Origin of the sequence: Altererythrobacter epoxidivorans (assembly GCF_001281485.1) — a bacterium.
Lineage (GTDB): Bacteria > Pseudomonadota > Alphaproteobacteria > Sphingomonadales > Sphingomonadaceae > Erythrobacter > Erythrobacter epoxidivorans.
The window spans coordinates 538,615-557,738 of record NZ_CP012669.1; the positions used below are offsets into that span (position 1 = coordinate 538,615).

Here is a 19,124-nt window from a genome sequence, read left to right on the forward strand (position 1 = left end):
ATTTTTTTCAGACGCTTCCGATGGGCATCGTGCGTTTCCCGGGCGGCGTGGATACCGCCCGCTAAGTGGAGGAAAACATATGAATATCCCATCGATCGACCTTGCAACCCTGCCGGTGCTGGAAACTTCCGTCGGCCTGTTCGGAAGCCTGCGTGAGATGGTCGGCTATGACGACACGATCGTCGACATCATGGTCTATATCTACGACATCGCGCCGCCGCCCTCGATCATCTGAGGGAAGGGCCTGTGCATATCGATGACAGGATCGCGGCGTTGCAGGGCTCACCGGCCTTGCAGCGTCGCTGCGCCGATGCGGCGGACACAGCGATTGCTCGCTGGCGGGAAGAGAACCAAGCAGTCCTGCTGGACCTGCAGAAATTCGCGCAAGGCGCTGCGCTCGAGGAGTTGCCGAACCTTGCCTGGACGGTGAGCGATCCTCGCGTCGCAAGCAGCTTTGTCGATCGCTGGGTCAGCGTGTTTTGCACGTTGCTACGGGAGGAAATGCTGGCGCAGGTGCCGTTTCGACACAGTCAGAGCGACAAGCTGGTTACGATGCAGATCGCTACGACCGACGGGGCATCGCTCAGCCTGCTCGGTTATGAAGCCATGGAAGCTGCGCATAGCGCGCCGACGGCGATGTTCGTCGATCGCGAAATCCATGAAATCGTGATTGCGGGGAAGGGGCAGGCACGCCGTGTTTCCATCGAGAACCAGCAAATTATCCAGACTTGCGAACCTCTCGTCGCCGGTAGCATGATCAAACTGCGGGGCTCGAAGTCGACCCGGCAGATAGAGGGCGTCGAAGGTCGGCTCGTGATCTTGCAGCTGTCGCGTGTGCCCGAAAGGCCTGATCTCTCTTTTACAGTCGACATCGCGAGCGGACGCGTCTTGCGGCGCGCATGTGGCAACAAGTCGGCAAGCCGACAGGAAATGGCTCTGGCCGTGCTGGGCGCAATGAACCGCAGCGATGCGGCGGCGACGATTGCGCGCCTTGCAGCGTCCGATGCTGCGGATCACCTACGCTGGGAGGCGGTGCGTCACGCGCTCGCGCTCGATCCGGTCCAGGGCTTCGCGGCGCTGCACGAAATCGGCAATTCCCCCCACGAAAGGCTCGCAGGCCCTGCGAAAAATCTCACGGACAGCCTTGTCGCCGCACACCCGCAGCTTGCTCGGATGGAGACAGCGCCTTGCCCCGCGTAATCGACCAGAAGCCGCAGCAACCATGCACCTTGGGCGATGCCGTGGACGCAATCGCGCGGGCCGGGTTCGATCCTTCAGACGATGCGAGCGTGTCAGGCGTTGCCCGATGGCTCGGCCGGTTGATGGCGAACCGCCGCTTCCTTGGCGACATCCTGATCGAGCAGTTGAAACCCTTGCACCGCGAGACTTCGATAGAGAGCGGATACGGACCGCAGGCGATCGTCCTCAGCCCCTTGCAGGATAATGTCTTCCTCAGGGCCAATATCTGGCCTTCGCCGAGCGATCACTGCTTTGCCACGAGCGGCGCGGAAAGCTTCGTCTACGGCGTGCCGCACGATCACAATTTCAGCTTCCTGACAGGAGGCTATCTCGGCCCCGGCTATCGTAGCGATTACTACGAGTATGATTACGCCGGAGTTGCGGGGTTCGCAGGGGAGGAGGTACCGCTGCGCTTCATAGAGCGTTCGGCCCTGCACGAAGGCAAGGTGCAGCTCTATCGGGCACATCTCGACATCCACAGCCAACTGCCGCCCGAAAGCCTGTCGGTATCGCTCAACGTAATGCACATCGATCCCGCCCAGTCGTGGTTCGACCAATATGGCTTCGATCTCGAAAGCGGCACCGTGACGCGCGTGCTCAGCCCGAATTCGACCGAGACGTTCCTGCGCGCCGCGGTTGCAACCGGTCATGGAGACGCGATCGACCTTGCCGAGCACTTCGCTCGTTCGCATCCGAGCGACCGTCTGCGGCTCGCCAGCTACGAAGCGCGGTCGATGCTGTGCGAAAGTGCGGAAGAGCGCGATGCCTTGTGGCGCGAGGCGGAGGGATCGGGGAGCAGGATGGTTGAAGCGATTGCGCTCAGGAAGCGGGCGATGCTGGCCGCCTAGAATGCGCTGCCAGCCAGCGCATCGATCGCGCCCTGCAGGATGACGGCAGCCGCGTGGCTGTCGATCTTTTCGGCGCGCTTCGCCCGGCTCATGTCCTGCCCGATCATTGCTGCTTCCGCGCTCTGCGTAGACCAGCGTTCGTCCCACAGCAGGACGGGCAGGACAAATGCCTCGGCGAGGTTGCGGGCATAGGCACGGCTCGCCTGGCACCGCGGTCCCTCGCTGCCGTCCATGTTGCGGGGCAATCCGATGACGACGCCGGCCAAGCTGCGCTCTTCGATCAGCTTGCCCAGCACTTCACGATCGCGACCCCATTTGCCGCGCGCAATGGTTTTGCCCGCAGTGGCAAAGCGCCAGCCTGCGTCGCACGTCGCAATTCCAACGGTCTTGGTGCCGAGATCGATTCCGAGCAGAGCGCCACCATCAGGCAGACGCTCTGCGAAATCGATCTTGCTGTCGGTGACTATTCCGCCGCGTTCCATGCTGCCCTGCGCGCAGCGACATCGGCCTGCAGGTTCGACCAGAACAGCGGGATGTCGTAAACGTGGTAGTTATTGCCGGGCAGGACGTAATTGCCCATTTCCGGCGGTTCGCCGATCAGCAGGATGCCGCGGTCGTCGCACCGTGCGGGCGCCGCGCCGGGCACCAGCTTGCCGTTCGAAAGATCGCCATCGGGAACCAGCGCCCCGAGGTTGCGGTCAGCGGCAGCTTCGCCGCCGACGCGGCCGGTCAGCGGATTGGTGCACAGGATGTGGCTACCCGCGCGCGGTTGCCCGTCCAGCCCGGTCGTCCCTTCGAACGCTTCGATCATGTCACTGGGGTCGGCCGGTTCGGCATAGGTCGACCAGCTCATGATGCAGCCGGTCTGGTTGGCCGAAGCGCAGGCCGGAAGGCCCAGTTCGGGCAGGTCGTGTTCGACCGAAATAGGCCAGCCGGCGGCATAGACCGCGACAAGACGGTCGGCGATCGGCGTTCCCTTGATTTCCTCGTCGAGCAAGCGAAGCAGGTGCAGCGAGCCCTGGCTGTGGCCGACCAGCACGACCGGTGTATCGTCCGAGATCGAAGCCTTGAACACTTCGAACGCCTGTTTGACATCGGCATAGGCCGCATCGAGAGCCTTCTGGCCTTCGGGCTTGTCCGTCAGGAAAGCGCCCATCGTCGCTTGACGGTATTTGGGAGCCCAGATCTCGCTCGCCTTGTTGAACGGGCTCGCCATGCCGCGGACATAGATACGCGCAATACGCTCTGCCTCGGCATCGCCGGTCGGGGCGTTCCAGGCGCTACGGTTCACGTAGCTGGTGGGATGGATGAAGAAGACCGCGAAATTGCCGGGGGCCTGGTCGGCCGGTTGCGGCAGGACGCGGGACCCGTCGGCCATGGCGGGTTGCCAGCGCGCAGGATCGTCGATGCCGATGCCCGGGCGCGAATACCACAGCGCCGGGTCCTGATATGCATTGTCGTCGAGCGGGCTCTGTTCGACGAATTCGGCGCTCGGCACGAAAGCGATCTCGGTCAGTTCGCGCGACCAGATGCGCAGGGCAATCAGCCCGGCGATGACCAGGACGATGATGATCGCGATCAGGTAGAGGAATTTACGCGCCAAGTTCTGCGGTCCTTTCGGCATTGTCGCTTTCGTCGAACCGCGCTGCACGGCGCTCCAGCCCGACCTTGATCATGGCCAGCATCGGATCCGCCAGCGCAAGGCCCAGGATTCCGAACAGCACGCCGAAGATCAGCTGTGCAGACAGCACAAGAGCAGGGGCGAGGTCGACCGTCTTCTTCGCGATGAGCGGGATCAGGATATATCCGTCGAAGTTCTGGACGAGGAAATAGACGAAGATGGTATAGAGGCCCATCTCGGTCCCGCCCGAGAACCCGACCAGCACCATGAGCACGCCGGAAATCAGCGCGCCGATGTTGGGGATGAAGGCGAGCAGGCCGGTCAGCAGGCCGAGCAGGGCGGCCATCGGCACGCCGTAGAACATCAGCAATGCCCAGGTGAAAATACCTTCTGCGACCATTCCGACAAGGCGACCAGCCAGCAGCCTGCGCATGGTGTAAGCCTGGTGGCTGACCGTGTCGTAGAAGGCATCGCGGTGACGCTCGGGCACGACCCATGCGACGCCGCGCTCGTAAAGATTCGGATCGAGCGCGAGATAGATGCCGATGATCATGATCAGCACCATCGTCGTGAGCCCGCCGAACAGGCCGCCGATCGCCTTGGTCACCGTGCCGACGCCGCTGGTCAGCGAACCTGCCACGCTCTTGAAATCGACAACGCTGATATCGAGCCCATTCGACCTGAGATAGGCGAAGAGCTGCATGAGCTGTTTTTCGATGATCGACGGGAAGGCGGCTGCTTCGGAGGATATCGTCGCTCCGGCAAACATCACCAGCCATGCGAAGAACGCGGTGGTCAGGATCAGGACGATCGCAACCCGCCAGGTACGGCCGATCTTCAATGCGCGGCCTAGCAGGCGCGCGCCCCCGTCGATCATGGCAGCAAAGACCAGTGCGCCGAAAATTACCAGCAGCGACTGCGCGAGGTAGATCACCAGCACGAACAGGCCGATCACCCCGGCCCAGATAGCCGCACGCGCCGCTTCGAACCTCAGGCGTTCATTGCCGATACGGGTAGGGCTGGCGCCCATCCGCCTGTCGGAATCGTGGTCAGTCTCGCTCATTGGTTGCGCCCCCTTCGGCAATTGCCGGGCGCAGAGTGGTCCAAGCGCGATCTCCGCGCAAGCTTGTGAACCAGCTCACCGGGTTCCAGGTCGTTGAACCGTCTAGGGAAAAGGTGATGAACTCGGCCCGTCCGCCAATGTTTTCGAGCGGTACGGGACCGCCCAAACCCTTTTCCCCGATGGAAGCGCGGCTGTCAGCAGAATGGTCGCGGTTATCGCCCATCACGAAGACATGGCCAGCGGGAATCGTGATTTCCGGCATGTCGTCCAGATACTGGTCCATGTGATCGATGATCAGGTAGCTTGCCCCGTTGGGCAGTGTTTCGCGGTACGTCGGCGGCTCGTAATACTGGTCGCCATTTGCCTCGCGCACGCGGTACTGTTCGAACGCGGTGAGGCACGGCGCGCCCGAGCAATCCAGCTCCGGCTCGAACGGGATCTTGACCGGCGGGACGATTTCCTGCGGCACGGCCTTGCCGTTGAGGATGATCTTGCCTTCGCGCACTTCGATCCGGTCGCCAGGCAGGCCGACGACACGCTTGATGTAATCCTCGTCCCGTTCCGGATGGACCGGGATCACGATATCGCCATATTCGGGCGTATCGGGCAGGATGCGCCAGTCCCCGCGCGGCAGGATGTGGAAGCTGGCAGAGGCCCACGACCAGCCATAGGGATATTTGCTCACCACCAGGCGGTCGCCGACATAAAGCGTCGGCATCATCGACGTCGAAGGGATATAGAACGGCTTGGCGACGAGGCTGTGAAACGCCAGCACGGCGAGCAGCATCCACAGCAACCCGCGCACTTCCGCGAGCCAGTTGACCTTTTCGTCGTCTTTTTTCTCAGTCGTGCTCAATTCGGGGGTGCCGCTTATGCTGTTCACAGGGGGCGGGCCTCAATAATGATGTAGGCCTGTGCCCATGGATGGTCGTCGGTGAGGGTGAGATGAATGAGCGCCTCATGGCCATCCGGGGTCAATTCCGCAAGGCGAATTGCGGCCCCGCCTGACAGCGCCAGCGTGGGTGCGCCCGACGCGGCGTTGACGACGCCGATATCCTTCATGAAGACGCCACGCCGAAAGCCGGTGCCGACCGCCTTGCTGAATGCTTCCTTGGCCGCGAACCGCTTGGCGTAGGTGCCGGCGATGGTGAAGGGGCGTCGGCGCGCCTTCGCGATTTCGATTTCGGTGAAGACGCGATTTTCGAACCGTTCGCCGAACCGGTCGAGCGAGTTCTGTATACGCTCTATATTGCAGAGGTCGGAACCGAGGCCGATGATCATGACGGGGTCCCGCCCCGAGCTTCGTCCATCAGGTCGCGCATCCGGCGAACCGCGGCTTCGAGGCCCACGAACACAGCCTCGCCGACCAGGTAGTGGCCGATATTGAGTTCGGCGAGCTCGCGAATGGCGGCGATGGGCTTGACGTTGTCATAGGTGAGGCCGTGGCCTGCATGGGGTTCGATCCCCATGTCCCGCGCCAGTCGCGACATATCGGCGATGCGCTGCAATTCGCGCGTTTCCCGCTCCTTGTCCCCGTCGAGCCCGGCATGGGCATATTCTCCGGTGTGAAACTCCACCACCGGTGCCGCCAGCTTTCGCGCGGCGTCGAGCTGGCGTTCGCTTGCCTCGATGAACAGGCTGACCCTGATCCCTTCGTCCGACAGGCGAGAGACGATCGGTGCCAGCTGGTTGTGCAGCCCGGCAGCGTCCAGCCCGCCCTCGGTCGTGCGTTCTTCGCGCTTTTCAGGGACGATGCACGCCGCGTGCGGTTTGTGCCGCAGCGCAATCGCGAGCATTTCTTCGGTCGCGGCCATCTCGAGGTTGAGCGGCAGGTCGGTTGCCGCCTGGATCCGGGCGAGATCCTCGTCCCTGATATGGCGCCGGTCCTCGCGCAGGTGGGCAGTAATGCCGTCACCGCCGACAGCGGCGACGATTTCCGCCGCGCGCACCGGATCGGGATGGTCGCCGCCGCGCGCGTTGCGAATGGTCGCAACGTGATCGATATTGACCCCCAGACGCAGGCGTTCGCTCATGTCAGCTGCGGCTGCCCGGCTTGGTGACGGGCACGGCTGCGAGGTCTGCCGGCACTTCGTCCTCGGCATAGCTGGGGAAATTGATGTCGATCAGGGGGAAGAACGGAACGCCGAGGTCCGCTTCGCCCATCGACCGGTCGATCAGCGCGACTTCGGCAACGACTTCACCGCCCTCGCGGCCGACCGCATCGATCGCTTCGCGGCTAGACAGGCCGGTGGTGACCACGTCTTCGACCATCAGGACCTTTGCACCCGGTTCGAGCGCGAAACCGCGTCGAAGGTGGAAAACGCCGTCGGGCCGTTCCAGGAACATCGCATCCTTGCCCAGAGCGCGGCCCATCTCGTGCCCGATGATGAGACCGCCCATGGCTGGCGAGACAACGACGTCGATCTGGCTGCGAATCTCGCGCGGGATCTTCTGGCAAAGGGCGCGGGCAAGGTTTCCGGCCCGTTCCGCATTCATCAATACGCGTGCGCACTGAAGGTAATGCGCGCTGTGGCGGCCGGAGGAGAGCTTGAAATGACCCTCGAGCAGGGCGCCACTGGCGCGGAACTCTGAGAGCACCTCTTCATCGGTCATGGTCTGGGATTTCCATTCATATTGCAAAAACTGATGCGATTGTCGGGTAACCGCGCAAAAATCTCCCTAGAAGCGCTTGAGGCCGTGAGCAAGCGCGCCTATAGGGCGCCCCAAACCCGGGCCATGTGCTAGGGTGTGGAAGGTTGCCTTGCGCAATTCCGTTCGGGGATGCAAAGGGCACGGGACATAAACGAAGCGGAAAGCGTCAGACTGATGATTCTGGGTCATACCCTCAAGCGGGCACATTATCTCTTCGCCACGATTGCAGTCGCAATTCTTGCGGCATTTGCACCGAAATTCGCGCTGGCACAGGATGCCGCCGAAGGTGCAGCGACCGATGGCGCAGCCGAAGCGGTTGCAGCGGCACCCGCCGCCATGGCACCGACGCCGGGCAAGGGCATGCCGGTCGATCGCGGGCTCGATGTCCAAACCCAGTTCTCGCCGATCGGCGACACCGCGCTGGGCCTGCACACCGGCCTCGTCTGGATCATGTTCGCCATCAGCATCTTCGTGCTGGGCCTGCTCATCTACGTGGTCGTGCGTTTCAACAAGCGCGCCAATCCGGTTCCTTCGAAGACTTCGCACAACACGCTGCTCGAAGTCGTCTGGACGCTCGTTCCGGTGCTGGTCCTGATCGGGATCGCACTGCCTTCAATCAGCCTGCTGGCAAAGCAGTATGAAACGCCGCCGGAAGACGCCGTGACCGTCAAGGTGACCGGTTATCAGTGGTACTGGGGCTATAATTTCCCCGACAATGGCGACTTCGAAATCATTTCGAACATGCTGCCCGAAGCCGACGCAATCGCGAATGGCGAACCTCCGCAGCTCGCTGTCGACAATCGCCTGGTCCTTCCGGTGAACACGCCGATCCGCCTGCAGACGACTGCGGCAGACGTCATCCACTCGTTCGCAGTGCCTTCGCTCTGGTTCAAGCTGGACGCCGTACCGGGCCGCCTGAACGAAAAGCTGCTGACCATCAACGAGCCGGGCGTTTATTACGGCCAGTGTTCGGAACTGTGCGGCATCAAGCACGGCTTCATGCCGATCGCGATCGAGGCCCTGCCGCGCGACCAGTGGGAAGCTTGGGTCGTCGCACAGGGCGGCACCGTTGGCGGTGAAGAAACTGCCGAAGTTGAAGCTTCTGCCGACGATGCGGCTGCAGCAGGCGATGCCGAAGGTGTCGCAGCGGCCGCAGAAGCGGAAGCAGCAGAGTAAGTTGACGGAGCGAGCGACGTTGCCCGCAGCGGCGCTCCCTGATATTAGCAATTACTGATATACGAAGCCGAGAGATCTAACGATGGCCACTACCGCCGACCAATTCCAGGCTCACCATGACGATCATCACGATCATGCCGACCACAAGCCGGGCTTCTTCGCCCGTTGGTTCATGTCCACGAACCACAAGGACATCGGCACGCTCTACCTGATTTTCGCGATCCTCGCGGGCATCATCGGTGGTGCGATTTCGGGCATCATGCGTGCCGAACTCGCGCAGCCAGGTATCCAGATCCTCGGTTTCTGGGTCGACCTGCTGGGCGGCGACGGCACCTCGATGGACGCCAACTATCACATGTGGAACGTGTTCATTACCGCCCACGGCCTGATCATGGTGTTCTTCATGGTCATGCCTGCCATCATCGGCGGCTTCGGCAACTGGTTCGTTCCCCTGATGATCGGCGCGCCGGACATGGCGTTCCCGCGCATGAACAACATCTCTTTCTGGCTGACCGTCGTCGGTTTCCTCAGCCTCCTGTTCTCGATGTTCGTCCCCGGCGGTGCCGGCGGTAACGGCGCGGGCGTGGGCTGGACCGTCTATGCGCCGCTTTCGACCTATGGTTCGACCGGTCCTGCCGTCGACTTCGCGATCTTCTCGCTCCACCTTGCAGGTGCGGGCTCGATCCTGGGTGCGACCAACTTCATCACCACCATCTTCAACATGCGTGCGCCGGGCATGACCCTGCACAAGATGCCGCTGTTCGTATGGTCGGTGCTGGTCACCGCATTCCTGCTGCTGCTCGCGTTGCCGGTTCTTGCCGCCGCGATCACCATGCTGCTGACCGATCGTAACTTCGGCACGACCTTCTTCGATCCGTCGGGCGGTGGTGATCCGGTTCTCTACCAGCACCTGTTCTGGTTCTTCGGCCACCCCGAAGTGTACATCATGATCCTGCCCGGTTTCGGCATCGTCAGCCAGATCGTGGCGACCTTCAGCCGCAAGCCGGTGTTCGGCTACCTCGGCATGGCCTACGCCATGGTTGCGATCGGCGTCGTCGGCTTCATCGTGTGGGCGCACCACATGTACACCACCGGCCTCGACGTAAACACGAAGATGTACTTCACGGCCGCCACCATGGTCATCGCGGTTCCGACCGGCGTGAAGATCTTCAGCTGGATTGCCACGATGTGGGGCGGTTCGATCGAGTTCAAGAGCCCGATGGTTTGGGCGCTGGGCTTCATCTTCCTCTTCACCGTCGGCGGCGTGACTGGCGTCTATCTCGCCAACGGCGGCATCGACGACGTCGTGCACGACACCTACTTCGTCGTCGCGCACTTCCACTACGTGCTGTCGATGGGTGCTGTGTTCGCCCTGTTCGCCGGGTTCTACTACTGGTTCCCGAAGATGAGCGGCCGCATGCACAGCGAACTGCTGTCGCATCTCCACTTCTGGGGCTTCTTCATCGGCGTGAACGTGATCTTCTTCCCGCAGCACTTCCTGGGTCTCCAGGGCATGCCGCGCCGTTATCCGGACTACACCCCGGCCTACGAATACTGGAACCACATCAGCTCGCTCGGCTATTACATCATGGCCGCTTCGATGCTGCTGTTCTTCGCCAACCTCGTCTATGCCTACACCGTCGGCAAGAAGGCTCCGGCGAACTACTGGGGCGAAGGTGCGACCACGCTGGAATGGACCCTGTCCAGCCCGCCGCCGTACCACCAGTACGAAACGCTTCCCGTGATCGAGGATCACCACGATTACCACGATCACCGTCCCGCCACGGCATAAGGCCGGGGACAGGACTGTCAGCTTCCGGCCGGCCCGCAAGGGTCGGCCGTTTGCATTTGGAGACGAGGAAAACGATGCCTGAGATGCGAATGATCGACACCGGCGAGGTTTCGCTGCGCTGCGCCATTGAGGGCGAAGGCCCGCTGGTCATCATGGTCCACGGCTTCCCGGAAAGCTGGTACAGCTGGCGGCACCAGATCGGGCCGGTGGCCGATGCTGGATTCACCGCCTGCGCCATCGATGTGCGCGGCTATGGCGGTTCGGACAAACCGACAGAGGTTGCCGATTACACGCTGGAGAAGATCGCAGGCGACCTCGTCGGGCTGAAGCAGTCCCTCCAGCCGGACAAGCCCGCTATTCTCGTGGGCCATGACTGGGGCGCGCCGATCGTCTGGAACACGGCGCTGACCCATCCGGAACATTTCCACGCCGTGGCCGGATTGTCCGTCCCCTTCGCAGGCGTGCCCAAGCGGCCGTTCACGGAGGTCTTCCGCGAACATTTCACCAGCCAAGGCAAGTTCTTCTACCAGGAATACTTCCAGGAACCGGGCGTGGCCGAAGCCGAGGCGGAGAAGGATCCGCGCGACTGGGTTCACCGCATGATGTATTCGATCAGCGGCGACGTGCCGCCGGGCGCCTATTGGGAAAAGCCATACGGTGCGACCTTCCTCGAAGGACTGCCCGATCCGCAGCCGGTCGACTGGCTGACCGAAGAGGACCTCGATTTCTACGAAGGCGAATTCAAGGCTTCGGGATTTCGCGGGCCGCTCAACCGCTATCGCAATCACGAGCGCGATTTCGAATGGCTTCAGGGCTGGAAGGACAAGCGCATCGAACAGCCTTCGCTGTTCATCGGCGGTTCGCGCGACCCTGCGACCTTTCTTTTCGGCGGCGTGACCGATCCGGTTGGGATGATGCGCATGTCGGCGCCCAAGGTCGAAGGGCACATCCTCGACGGCGTGGGCCACTGGACGCAGCAGGAACGGCCAGAAGAGGTCAACCGCCTTCTGATCGACTGGCTCCAGCGCCTCTGAGAAAGGGGCCGATCGACAGGGCCCGAGTAAGGGGCTTTGCGCGAGGGCACCCAGCCTCTATATGCACGCCGATTCCATGACACAGGCAACACCCATCCAGCTCCCGGCGGACTGGCGCGACTTCTACGCGCTGACAAAACCGCGCGTGATGAGCCTGGTGATCTTTACCGGTCTGTGCGGCCTGCTCGCTGCGCCGGGTTCGATCCATCCCGTCATCGGTTTTGCGGCCATTCTCTGCATCGCGCTGGGCGCGGGCGGGGCGGCGGCGCTCAACCAGTGGTGGGAAGCGGATATCGACGCCGGGATGAAACGGACCAAGGCGCGTCCTCTGCCCGATGGTAGGATGAACCGCACCGATGCCCGCGATTTCGGCATCATGCTGTCGGCGACCTCGGTCGGGGTCATGGGCCTTGCCGTGGGCTGGCTCGCCGCGGCCATTCTCGCCCTGTCCATATTCTACTATGCGGTCGTCTATACGATCTGGCTCAAGCCGCGCACGCCGCAGAACATCGTGATCGGCGGCGGGGCAGGGGCCTTTCCGCCGATGATCGGCTGGGTCGCGGTGACGGGCGATATCACCCTGATGCCGATCCTGCTGTTCACGATCATCTTCATGTGGACGCCGCCGCATTTCTGGGCGCTCGCGCTGTTCGTGAAGACCGATTACGCCAACGTCGGCATCCCCATGATGCCGGTGGTGAAGGGCGAACGGTCGACCCGCCGCCAGATCCTCGTCTATGCCCTGCTGTTGCTGCCGGTCGCCGCCGCGCCGTGGTTCATCGGTGGCACGGGCGCGCTATACGGCATCAGCGCGCTGGTCCTGTCGGGTGCATTCCTGCTGCTGTCGATCCCTGTCGCGACCCGCACGGCGAGCGAAGGCGATGGCATGAAGCCTGAAAAGCGCCTGTTCGCCTTCAGCATCCTTTATCTCTTTGCGCTGTTCGCCCTGCTTGTGGCGGACCGCCTTGCCGCCGCCCAAGGATTGATCCAATGACCCCCGAAGAAGAAACCGCACTCAAGAAACGTCAGAAAAGCCGCAATCTCGTGCTTGGCGGCGTGTTGCTGTTCTTCGTCGTTTTGTTCTATGCCATCACCATCGTGAAGATGACGGACTAGGACGATGACGACCGCAACGCTCGACCGGAAGAACGCACGAACCGCAATGTTCGCCATTCTCGGTGCGCTTGCGATGCTCGGCCTCGGTTATGCCTCCGTGCCGCTCTACAACCTGTTCTGCCGCGTGACCGGGTTCGGCGGAACGACCCAGCGTGCGAGCGAAAGCGACGCCGATGTGGCCGCCCGACTTGCGCAGAGCGCCGGTGGCCAGACGATTTCCGTGCGTTTCGACGCTTCGGTTGCGCGCGACATGCCGTGGACCTTCCGTCCCTCGCAGCCGACCGATACGGTGCAGATCGGCATCCGCGACATGACGACCTATGTCGCACGTAACGACAGCGACGTGCCGATTACCGGAACGGCAACCTACAATGTCGAACCGGCGCAGGCCGGCAGGTATTTCAACAAGATCCAGTGTTTCTGCTTTACCGAACAGACGCTGCAGCCGGGACAGGAAGTGCACATGCCCGTGCTCTATTATGTCGATCCGGCGGCGCTCGACGATCCCAATATGAAGGGCGTCGAGCAGATCACTCTCAGCTACACTTTCCACCGCGCGAAGGACGCATCTGCGAACTAAGCGCGCATCCACTCTGGACCCGCGCAGAAACCGCGATTAAGGGCAGGCGCAACAGGTAACAGGACAACTAGGTTATGGCCGGCAAAGTCAACCACGACTATCACATTCTCGAACCCGATGTTTGGCCGCTGATCGGCGCTTTTTCCGCGCTGACCTTCACGACGGGCATGGTGCTGTTCATGCACCAGGAAGATTTCCCGAGTGCATGGCAGATCGTCCTCGGTCTGGGCGTCATGGGCCTGATCGCGACCTTCTTCAGCTGGTTCGGCAATATCGTAAAGGAAGCGCAGCGCGGCGATCACACGCCGGTCGTGCAGCTGCACCTGCGTTACGGCATGATCCTGTTCATCGCCTCCGAAGTGATGTTCTTCGTCGGCTGGTTCTGGAGCTGGTTCGACTTCTCGCTGTTCCCCAGCACCATTTCCGAAGTGGTCGGCGGCCAGTTCCCGCCGACGGCGATCGAAGCGGTCATCAATCCGTTCTCGCTGCCGCTGCTCAACACGCTGATCCTGCTGTGCTCGGGCACCACGGTAACCTGGGCGCACCACTCGCTGATCCACGGCGATCGTGACGGCCTTAAGAAGGGCCTCTGGGCGACGATCATTCTCGGCCTCGTGTTCACCTCGATCCAGGCTTACGAATACGCCCACGCACCTTTCGAATTCGGCGGCAACACCTACAGTTCGGCCTTCTACATGGCGACCGGTTTCCACGGCTTCCACGTGCTGGTCGGCACGATCTTCCTGATCGTCTGCCTGGTTCGTTCGTACAAGGGCCACTTCACCCCGCGCCAGCACTTCGGCTTCGAAGCGGCTGCGTGGTACTGGCACTTCGTCGACGTCGTGTGGCTGTTCCTCTTCGTTGTCGTCTATGTTTGGGGCGGCTGGGGCGCAGCGGTTCACGGATGAGTCCGGACGAAAGTCCGCCAAACGAAAAGGGGCAGCCCGCCTCCGGGGTTTCCGGGGCCGAGGCTGCCCTTTTCGGTTTGTGCCCCAAATGCGGGGCGCGCACGCTATTCGATGGCCCGGTAATGTTTGCCGAAAGGTGCCGCAGCTGCGGTCTCGACCTGTCCCGCTTCAATGTGGGTGACGGGCCGGCAGCGTTCCTGACGCTGATCATCGGGGCTGTCGTCGTCGGCCTTGCGCTATGGCTGGACGCTGCAGTCAGGCCGCCGTTCTGGGTCCATGCCCTGATCTGGATACCCTTCACCGCGCTTGCGGTCGTCGGCGGATTGCGGGTCAGCAAGGCGTGGCTGCTGCAGGCCGAATATCACAACAAGGCGCGCGAGGCGGGCGGCAGCGACGCCGCGTCATCCAGCGCCGGAGACGATACGCAGTGACGCTTCGCCAGCTTCCCGTCATTCCTACGATCATCGTGTTCGCGGCTGTCGCGACCATGATCGCGCTCGGCTTCTGGCAGCTAGGCAGGGCTGAAGAGAAGAAGGCGTTGCTGGCGCAATATGCGGCGGCTGTCAGTTCCACCGAAACCATCGCCTTCCCGCTCGATGCAGAAGACGCCGAAGCGTCCCTTTTCCGGCAGACTACCGTCACTTGCGACAAGGTAACGGGTATCACCGCCCGTGCCGGTACCAGCGCGAAGGGGGCAAAGGGATGGGCGCACCATGCCAGCTGCGCCATCGCCGGAACCGATGCGGTCGCCGATGTCGTCATCGGCTGGTCGCGGGACCCGCAATCGCCCGTATGGGATGGCGGCGAAGTGACCGGCATGATCGCACCGGGGCCGCGCATCGTCGCAAACCCGCCGCAGGCCGGATTGCAGCAGGTGGCTGCGCCCGATCCGGCGGACGTCCCCAACAATCACCTTGCCTATACCGGCCAGTGGTTCTTCTTCGCTTTGACGGCGCTGGTCATCTACTTCCTCGCCATTCGCAAGCGGATCAAAGAGCAGGCTTGAGCGCCCTCAAGCCGTGCTTGCTTGCCCTGCGATGCGTGCGAGGCTAACCGCCGAGGCCTGATGGACTATATCTCTACCAGGGGGAGCGCGCCGACGCTCGATTTCGAAGGCGTCACGCTCGCGGGTCTCGCGAGCGATGGCGGGCTGTACCTGCCTGCCGAATGGCCGAGTTTCAGCCGTGAAGAGATCGCCGCTATGGCCGGTCTGCCCTATCACGAGCTTGCCGCCCGGATCATGACGCCGTTCGTCGGCGACAGCCTGACGCAGGATGAACTGCTCGACCTGTGCAGGCAGGCCTATGGCCGGTTCGCGCATGATGCGGTCACGCCGCTTGCCCAGCTGGACGAGCGTAACTGGCTGCTCGAGCTCTTCCATGGCCCGACGCTCGCGTTCAAGGACGTGGCGCTGCAATTGCTCGGCCTGCTGTTCGAAACCTTCCTTACGCGGCGCAAAAGCAATTTGACCATCGTGGGTGCGACCAGTGGCGACACCGGTTCTGCCGCGATCGATGCGGTCGCCGGGCGCGAGGGCGTGGATATCTTCATGCTCCACCCCAATGGCCGCGTCAGCGATGTTCAGCGCCGCCAGATGACGACGGTTCGCGCGCCCAATGTGTACAACATCGCCATCGACGGCAGCTTCGACGATGCGCAGGCGATGGTGAAGCGCATGTTCGCCGATGAAAGCATGACCAGCCGGTTCAACATCGGTGCGGTCAACTCGATCAACTGGGCCCGCCTGATGGCGCAGGTAGTCTATTATTTCGCCAGCGCGGTGCAGCTTGGCGCTCCGCACAGGCAAGTCGCCTTCAGCGTCCCGACCGGCAATTTCGGCGACGTGTTCGCGGGCTATGTCGCGGCCAGGATGGGCCTGCCGATTGCGCAGCTGATCGTCGCCACCAATGTGAACGACATCCTCCACCGCGCATTGTCGAGCGGCGACTATTCGACCGGCAATGTCACGCCGACTGCGGCCCCGTCGATGGATATCCAGGTATCGTCCAATTTCGAGCGGTTGCTGTTCGACGTGGGCGGCCGCGACGGCCTTGCGCTGGCGGAACAGATGCACGCCTTCGAAGCGACCAAGGCGATGCAGCTGACCAATGCCCAGCGCGAAGGGGCCTCCGGCCTGTTTACAAGCGCCCGCGCCGATGCCGACGACATGGCGCGCGCGATCCGCTGGGCGCATGAGCACGCAGCACAGACGATCGACCCGCACACCGCGATCGGCCTGCATGCAGCGCAGCAGTCCGACCTCGATCCCGCAATCCCCATCGTGACGCTAGCGACGGCCCACCCGGCCAAGTTCCGCGATGCGGTGGAGCGTGCGACCGGTTCGCGCCCCGTGCTGCCTTCGCGGATCGGCGACCTCTTCGCGCGTGAGGAAGCCTATACCGAGCTTTCCGGCGATTATAACGCGGTGCGCGATTTCGTGTCAGAACACGCTTCTCCGGCGGCCTGATGGCCGATCTGCAACGCGATCCCGTGCTGATGGTGGGCGAGGGCTGGGATGCCTATCGCCTGCTCGACAGCGGCCATGGCCGCAAGTTCGAGGCCTATGGCGATTACCGCTTCATCCGCCCCGAACCGCAGGCCATGTGGACGCCGCGGCTCGACAGCTGGGATGCGCATGGCGAATTCGTGCCCGGCAGCGACGAGGATGGTGGTGGCCGCTGGCAGTTCTCGAAACCTGTGCCCGACAACGGCTGGGAGCTCGGCTGGGGCAACGAGGTTCGCTTCACGGCGCAATGCACCCCATTCAGGCATCTGGGTTTCTTTCCCGACATGGCCCCGGTTTGGAGCTGGATGGGCGAACAGCTTGGCAGCCGCACCGATGCCGAAACGATGAACCTGTTCGGCTATACCGGTGTCGGCACGCAGGCGCTGTCCCGGTACGGCCGCGTTACCCATGTCGATGCGTCGAAGAAATCGGTCGCCCAGGCGCGAGAGAACGCCGCGATTGCAGGGTTGGACGACCGCCCGATCCGCTGGCTGGTCGAAGACGCGATGAAATACACTGCGCGCGAGGTGCGTCGCGGTCGGCGCTATGACGGCATCATCCTCGATCCGCCCAAGTTCGGGCGCGGGCCGGATGGCGAGGTCTGGCGTCTGGAGGAAGGGCTGCCCGGACTCGTTTCCGACTGCCGCCAGTTGCTCGATGCGGACAGCAATTTCCTGTTCCTGACCGTCTATGCCGTGCGCATGTCGTCGCTCGCTCTTGGCGGACTGCTGGAGGAGGTCTTTGCCGGCCTGCCAGGCATAATCGAACATGGCGACCTGTCGGTGCAGGAAGAAAGCGGGCGATTGCTGCCGACGGCAATTTTCGCACGCTGGAGCAATCCGCGCTAAGGCCCTCGCATGACCGATTCGCTCATCCTCGAAGTGGCCGATTTCGAGCACGACGTGCTCACCGGGATCTATTCCGAAGAAACCGGCAAGCCACAGCCGCTAAGGATCACGATCCGGGCGCGCATGCAGGTGGCCGACCGGTACGACCCCGATACGCCGCTGGAAGCCAGCAAGAACTACATGGACCTGAAGTTCGCGGCATCCGACGCGCTGCCCGAAGGGGTGCACTTCAAGCTTATCGAAGCAGTGGCGGACCATATCTGCGAAACGCTGTTCGTGCAGGACAGGCGGGTCGAGGCGGTCACGGTCAAGATCGTCAAGCTCGCCATTGCCGAGGCGAACGAGAAGATCGGCATCACCCTCCACCGCGAGCGCAAGTGAGCCGCTTGGCAGAGGTCTATTCCATCGACGACCTGCCTGCCGTGCCGCTCGATGCCGCAGCAGCGTTCCAGGAGAGCCATCTCCAGCCCATCCGCGACTTGCTGTCCGGCGATGCCGCCGCACTGGTTGTCGTGCTTCCGCCCGCACCAAAGGACCACGATGACTGGCGCCGGGCGATCGCACGCGATCTCGGCAGGGCTTTTGCGCCCAAGCGGGTCAATGTGATTGCCCGCGGCAGCGATCGGGCCACCGGAAAACTGGTCGAATATTTAGGGGGTGCACCCGGCATCACCGGGCAGTATCTTCCCACGCATGACTAGGGTGCGCGATGTCCTGTTACCCGAAGGGGCCAACGAGCTGGCAGGCGCGCCGCTCGTCGATGGTTTCCAGCGCAGCATCACCTATTTGCGCCTTTCGGTTACGGACCGCTGCGACCTACGCTGTTCCTATTGCATGCCCGAACGCATGCAGTTCCTGCCGCGCAAGGAAGTGCTGAGCCTGGAAGAGCTCTACAAGCTGTCGCTCGGCTTCATTGCCCGAGGTGTCAGCAAGATCAGGATCACCGGCGGCGAACCATTGGTACGGCGCGACATCGTCGAACTGTTCCAGGCGCTGGGCCGCAAGATCGGCGACGGTCTGGACGAACTGACGCTGACCACCAACGGCACACAGCTCGCCGATCATTCCGATGCGCTCTACGCAGCTGGCGTGCGGCGGATCAACGTGTCGCTCGACACACTCGACCGGGAAAAATTCGCGCAATTGTCGCGGCGCGATGCATTGCCACAGGTGCTCGAAGGGATACGCGCAGCGAAAAAGGCCGGCCTTTCGGTCAAGATCAACGCCGTCGCTTTAAAGGGTATCAACGAGCGCGAGATTGCCGATCTTGTCGGCTGGGCGCATGCAGAAGGGCACGATGCGACGCTGATCGAGGTCATGCCGCTGGGAGAGGTCGAGGGCGACCGGGTCGATCACTATCTGCCGCTGTCGCAGGTTCGCGAGGAATTGGAGAGCCGCTGGACTTTGACAACAAGCGCCCATGCGACCGGCGGTCCGGCGCGCTATGTCGATATTGCGGAGACCGGCGGCAGGCTCGGTTTCATCACGCCACTGACCGAGAATTTCTGCGCCGGTTGTAACCGCCTGCGCGTGACCGCAACCGGCCAGCTTTATCCCTGTCTCGGCGGAGGCGAGCGGGTCGACCTTCGCGCCGCATTGCGCTCCGATTCGCCGGACGAAAACCTGCAGGCGGCCCTGGACGAGGCACTGCGGATCAAGCCTGAGCGGCACCACTTCGATATTTCCGAACGTGGGGCCGATCCTGCGCAGCCACGGCACATGTCGGTGACGGGGGGCTGAG

At 62.7% G+C, this 19,124-nt stretch carries 24 protein-coding genes; 17 read left to right on the forward strand and 7 right to left on the reverse strand.

Annotation, left to right across the window (positions count from 1 at the left end):
• The first annotated feature begins 79 nt into the window (after positions 1-79).
• Genes AMC99_RS13935 through AMC99_RS02705 form a run of 3 tightly spaced genes read left to right on the forward strand, consistent with a single transcriptional unit; the run spans position 80 to position 2,087 of the window.
• On the forward strand, positions 80-235 hold the full coding sequence (locus tag AMC99_RS13935) for a hypothetical protein (protein ID WP_157058233.1): 156 nt from the start codon (positions 80-82) through the stop codon (positions 233-235).
• A gap of 11 nt (positions 236-246) precedes the next feature.
• Positions 247-1,200 (forward strand): hypothetical protein, encoded by a 954-nt coding sequence (locus AMC99_RS02700; protein ID WP_061922453.1) that lies wholly within the window; start codon positions 247-249, stop codon positions 1,198-1,200.
• Positions 1,188-2,087 carry a transposase gene (locus tag AMC99_RS02705; protein WP_198143561.1) on the forward strand — a complete coding sequence of 300 codons (900 nt, stop codon included), beginning with the start codon at positions 1,188-1,190 and terminating at the stop codon, positions 2,085-2,087. Before AMC99_RS02700 ends, AMC99_RS02705 begins: the two co-directional genes overlap by 13 nt.
• Here AMC99_RS02705 and ruvX read toward each other — a convergent pair.
• From ruvX to pyrE, 7 genes are read right to left on the reverse strand one after another with little or no spacing between them, the layout of a single operon-like run.
• A complete protein-coding gene (gene ruvX / locus AMC99_RS02710; RefSeq protein ID WP_061922456.1) occupies positions 2,084-2,569 on the reverse strand; it encodes a Holliday junction resolvase RuvX in 486 nt (161 codons plus the stop codon). The genes AMC99_RS02705 and ruvX overlap by 4 nt on opposite strands.
• Entirely contained in the window at positions 2,551-3,690 is a 1,140-nt protein-coding gene (locus tag AMC99_RS02715; RefSeq protein ID WP_061927617.1) for a DUF3089 domain-containing protein, read from the reverse strand. The genes ruvX and AMC99_RS02715 overlap by 19 nt, the downstream gene beginning before the upstream one ends.
• Entirely contained in the window at positions 3,680-4,771 is a 1,092-nt protein-coding gene (locus AMC99_RS02720) for an AI-2E family transporter (protein WP_061922460.1), read from the reverse strand. The genes AMC99_RS02715 and AMC99_RS02720 overlap by 11 nt, the downstream gene beginning before the upstream one ends.
• On the reverse strand, positions 4,758-5,627 hold the full coding sequence (gene lepB / locus AMC99_RS02725) for a signal peptidase I (protein ID WP_232301485.1): 870 nt from the start codon (positions 5,625-5,627) through the stop codon (positions 4,758-4,760). The genes AMC99_RS02720 and lepB overlap by 14 nt, the downstream gene beginning before the upstream one ends.
• A 23-nt stretch (positions 5,628-5,650) precedes the next feature.
• Positions 5,651-6,052, reverse strand: coding sequence for a holo-ACP synthase (gene acpS, locus AMC99_RS02730; RefSeq protein WP_061922465.1), 402 nt, complete (start codon positions 6,050-6,052; stop codon positions 5,651-5,653).
• Positions 6,049-6,804: a pyridoxine 5'-phosphate synthase gene (locus AMC99_RS02735; protein ID WP_061922469.1), complete on the reverse strand. Its 756-nt coding sequence runs from the start codon at positions 6,802-6,804 to the stop codon at positions 6,049-6,051. Before AMC99_RS02735 ends, acpS begins: the two co-directional genes overlap by 4 nt.
• Before the next feature lies 1 nt (position 6,805).
• Entirely contained in the window at positions 6,806-7,384 is a 579-nt protein-coding gene (pyrE, locus tag AMC99_RS02740; protein WP_061922472.1) for an orotate phosphoribosyltransferase, read from the reverse strand.
• Between the two features lie 213 nt (positions 7,385-7,597).
• Here pyrE and coxB point away from each other — a divergent pair, with 213 nt between their 5' ends.
• The 14 genes from coxB to moaA all read left to right on the forward strand — a co-directional run bounded on the left by coxB (position 7,598) and on the right by moaA (position 19,123).
• On the forward strand, positions 7,598-8,599 hold the full coding sequence (gene coxB, locus AMC99_RS02745; protein WP_061922475.1) for a cytochrome c oxidase subunit II: 1,002 nt from the start codon (positions 7,598-7,600) through the stop codon (positions 8,597-8,599).
• An 82-nt stretch (positions 8,600-8,681) separates the two neighbouring features.
• Positions 8,682-10,391 carry a cytochrome c oxidase subunit I gene (gene ctaD / locus AMC99_RS02750; RefSeq protein ID WP_061922478.1) on the forward strand — a complete coding sequence of 570 codons (1,710 nt, stop codon included), beginning with the start codon at positions 8,682-8,684 and terminating at the stop codon, positions 10,389-10,391.
• Between the two features lie 89 nt (positions 10,392-10,480).
• Positions 10,481-11,425 carry an alpha/beta fold hydrolase gene (locus AMC99_RS02755; RefSeq protein ID WP_232301486.1) on the forward strand — a complete coding sequence of 315 codons (945 nt, stop codon included), beginning with the start codon at positions 10,481-10,483 and terminating at the stop codon, positions 11,423-11,425.
• 76 nt (positions 11,426-11,501) lie between these two features.
• Positions 11,502-12,419, forward strand: coding sequence for a heme o synthase (locus AMC99_RS02760; RefSeq protein WP_061927619.1), 918 nt, complete (start codon positions 11,502-11,504; stop codon positions 12,417-12,419).
• The gene (locus AMC99_RS14255; protein WP_061922485.1) at positions 12,416-12,541 is read left to right on the forward strand and encodes a hypothetical protein; all 126 of its coding nucleotides are present in this window, start codon (positions 12,416-12,418) and stop codon (positions 12,539-12,541) included. Before AMC99_RS02760 ends, AMC99_RS14255 begins: the two co-directional genes overlap by 4 nt.
• A gap of 4 nt (positions 12,542-12,545) precedes the next feature.
• Positions 12,546-13,121, forward strand: a complete 576-nt coding sequence (locus AMC99_RS02770; protein WP_061922489.1) for a cytochrome c oxidase assembly protein — start codon at positions 12,546-12,548, stop codon at positions 13,119-13,121.
• Between the two features lie 74 nt (positions 13,122-13,195).
• On the forward strand, positions 13,196-14,029 hold the full coding sequence (locus AMC99_RS02775) for a cytochrome c oxidase subunit 3 (protein ID WP_061922491.1): 834 nt from the start codon (positions 13,196-13,198) through the stop codon (positions 14,027-14,029).
• On the forward strand, positions 14,026-14,460 hold the full coding sequence (locus tag AMC99_RS02780) for a DUF983 domain-containing protein (RefSeq protein ID WP_061922494.1): 435 nt from the start codon (positions 14,026-14,028) through the stop codon (positions 14,458-14,460). Before AMC99_RS02775 ends, AMC99_RS02780 begins: the two co-directional genes overlap by 4 nt.
• Complete coding sequence (locus AMC99_RS02785; protein ID WP_232301487.1) at positions 14,457-15,035, forward strand: SURF1 family cytochrome oxidase biogenesis protein; 579 nt, start codon at positions 14,457-14,459, stop codon at positions 15,033-15,035. The genes AMC99_RS02780 and AMC99_RS02785 overlap by 4 nt, the downstream gene beginning before the upstream one ends.
• 60 nt (positions 15,036-15,095) lie before the next feature.
• Positions 15,096-16,496, forward strand: a complete 1,401-nt coding sequence (gene thrC / locus AMC99_RS02790; RefSeq protein ID WP_061922497.1) for a threonine synthase — start codon at positions 15,096-15,098, stop codon at positions 16,494-16,496.
• The gene (locus AMC99_RS02795) at positions 16,496-17,383 is read left to right on the forward strand and encodes an RsmD family RNA methyltransferase (RefSeq protein WP_061922500.1); all 888 of its coding nucleotides are present in this window, start codon (positions 16,496-16,498) and stop codon (positions 17,381-17,383) included. The genes thrC and AMC99_RS02795 overlap by 1 nt, the downstream gene beginning before the upstream one ends.
• A gap of 9 nt (positions 17,384-17,392) precedes the next feature.
• A complete protein-coding gene (locus AMC99_RS02800) occupies positions 17,393-17,764 on the forward strand; it encodes a dihydroneopterin aldolase (protein WP_061922503.1) in 372 nt (123 codons plus the stop codon).
• Positions 17,761-18,084, forward strand: coding sequence for a Rossmann fold domain-containing protein (locus AMC99_RS02805; RefSeq protein ID WP_061922504.1), 324 nt, complete (start codon positions 17,761-17,763; stop codon positions 18,082-18,084). Before AMC99_RS02800 ends, AMC99_RS02805 begins: the two co-directional genes overlap by 4 nt.
• Positions 18,077-19,123, forward strand: a complete 1,047-nt coding sequence (gene moaA / locus AMC99_RS02810) for a GTP 3',8-cyclase MoaA (protein ID WP_061922507.1) — start codon at positions 18,077-18,079, stop codon at positions 19,121-19,123. Before AMC99_RS02805 ends, moaA begins: the two co-directional genes overlap by 8 nt.
• Position 19,124: the final 1 nt, after the last annotated feature.

What these genes read in the sequence shown, in the direction of transcription:
- AMC99_RS13935 (WP_157058233.1), top strand. Translation starts at nt 80, where the DNA reads ATGAATATCCCATCGATCGACCTTGCAACCCTGCCGGTGCTGGAAACT.
- ruvX (WP_061922456.1), bottom strand. Translation starts at nt 2,569, where the DNA reads ATGGAACGCGGCGGAATAGTCACCGACAGCAAGATCGATTTCGCAGAG.
- AMC99_RS02720 (WP_061922460.1), bottom strand. Translation starts at nt 4,771, where the DNA reads ATGAGCGAGACTGACCACGATTCCGACAGGCGGATGGGCGCCAGCCCT.
- acpS (WP_061922465.1), bottom strand. Translation starts at nt 6,052, where the DNA reads ATGATCATCGGCCTCGGTTCCGACCTCTGCAATATAGAGCGTATACAG.
- AMC99_RS02735 (WP_061922469.1), bottom strand. Translation starts at nt 6,804, where the DNA reads ATGAGCGAACGCCTGCGTCTGGGGGTCAATATCGATCACGTTGCGACC.
- pyrE (WP_061922472.1), bottom strand. Translation starts at nt 7,384, where the DNA reads ATGACCGATGAAGAGGTGCTCTCAGAGTTCCGCGCCAGTGGCGCCCTG.
- coxB (WP_061922475.1), top strand. Translation starts at nt 7,598, where the DNA reads ATGATTCTGGGTCATACCCTCAAGCGGGCACATTATCTCTTCGCCACG.
- ctaD (WP_061922478.1), top strand. Translation starts at nt 8,682, where the DNA reads ATGGCCACTACCGCCGACCAATTCCAGGCTCACCATGACGATCATCAC.
- AMC99_RS02755 (WP_232301486.1), top strand. Translation starts at nt 10,481, where the DNA reads ATGATCGACACCGGCGAGGTTTCGCTGCGCTGCGCCATTGAGGGCGAA.
- AMC99_RS02760 (WP_061927619.1), top strand. Translation starts at nt 11,502, where the DNA reads ATGACACAGGCAACACCCATCCAGCTCCCGGCGGACTGGCGCGACTTC.
- AMC99_RS14255 (WP_061922485.1), top strand. Translation starts at nt 12,416, where the DNA reads ATGACCCCCGAAGAAGAAACCGCACTCAAGAAACGTCAGAAAAGCCGC.
- AMC99_RS02770 (WP_061922489.1), top strand. Translation starts at nt 12,546, where the DNA reads ATGACGACCGCAACGCTCGACCGGAAGAACGCACGAACCGCAATGTTC.
- AMC99_RS02775 (WP_061922491.1), top strand. Translation starts at nt 13,196, where the DNA reads ATGGCCGGCAAAGTCAACCACGACTATCACATTCTCGAACCCGATGTT.
- AMC99_RS02780 (WP_061922494.1), top strand. Translation starts at nt 14,026, where the DNA reads ATGAGTCCGGACGAAAGTCCGCCAAACGAAAAGGGGCAGCCCGCCTCC.
- thrC (WP_061922497.1), top strand. Translation starts at nt 15,096, where the DNA reads ATGGACTATATCTCTACCAGGGGGAGCGCGCCGACGCTCGATTTCGAA.
- AMC99_RS02795 (WP_061922500.1), top strand. Translation starts at nt 16,496, where the DNA reads ATGGCCGATCTGCAACGCGATCCCGTGCTGATGGTGGGCGAGGGCTGG.
- AMC99_RS02800 (WP_061922503.1), top strand. Translation starts at nt 17,393, where the DNA reads ATGACCGATTCGCTCATCCTCGAAGTGGCCGATTTCGAGCACGACGTG.
- moaA (WP_061922507.1), top strand. Translation starts at nt 18,077, where the DNA reads ATGACTAGGGTGCGCGATGTCCTGTTACCCGAAGGGGCCAACGAGCTG.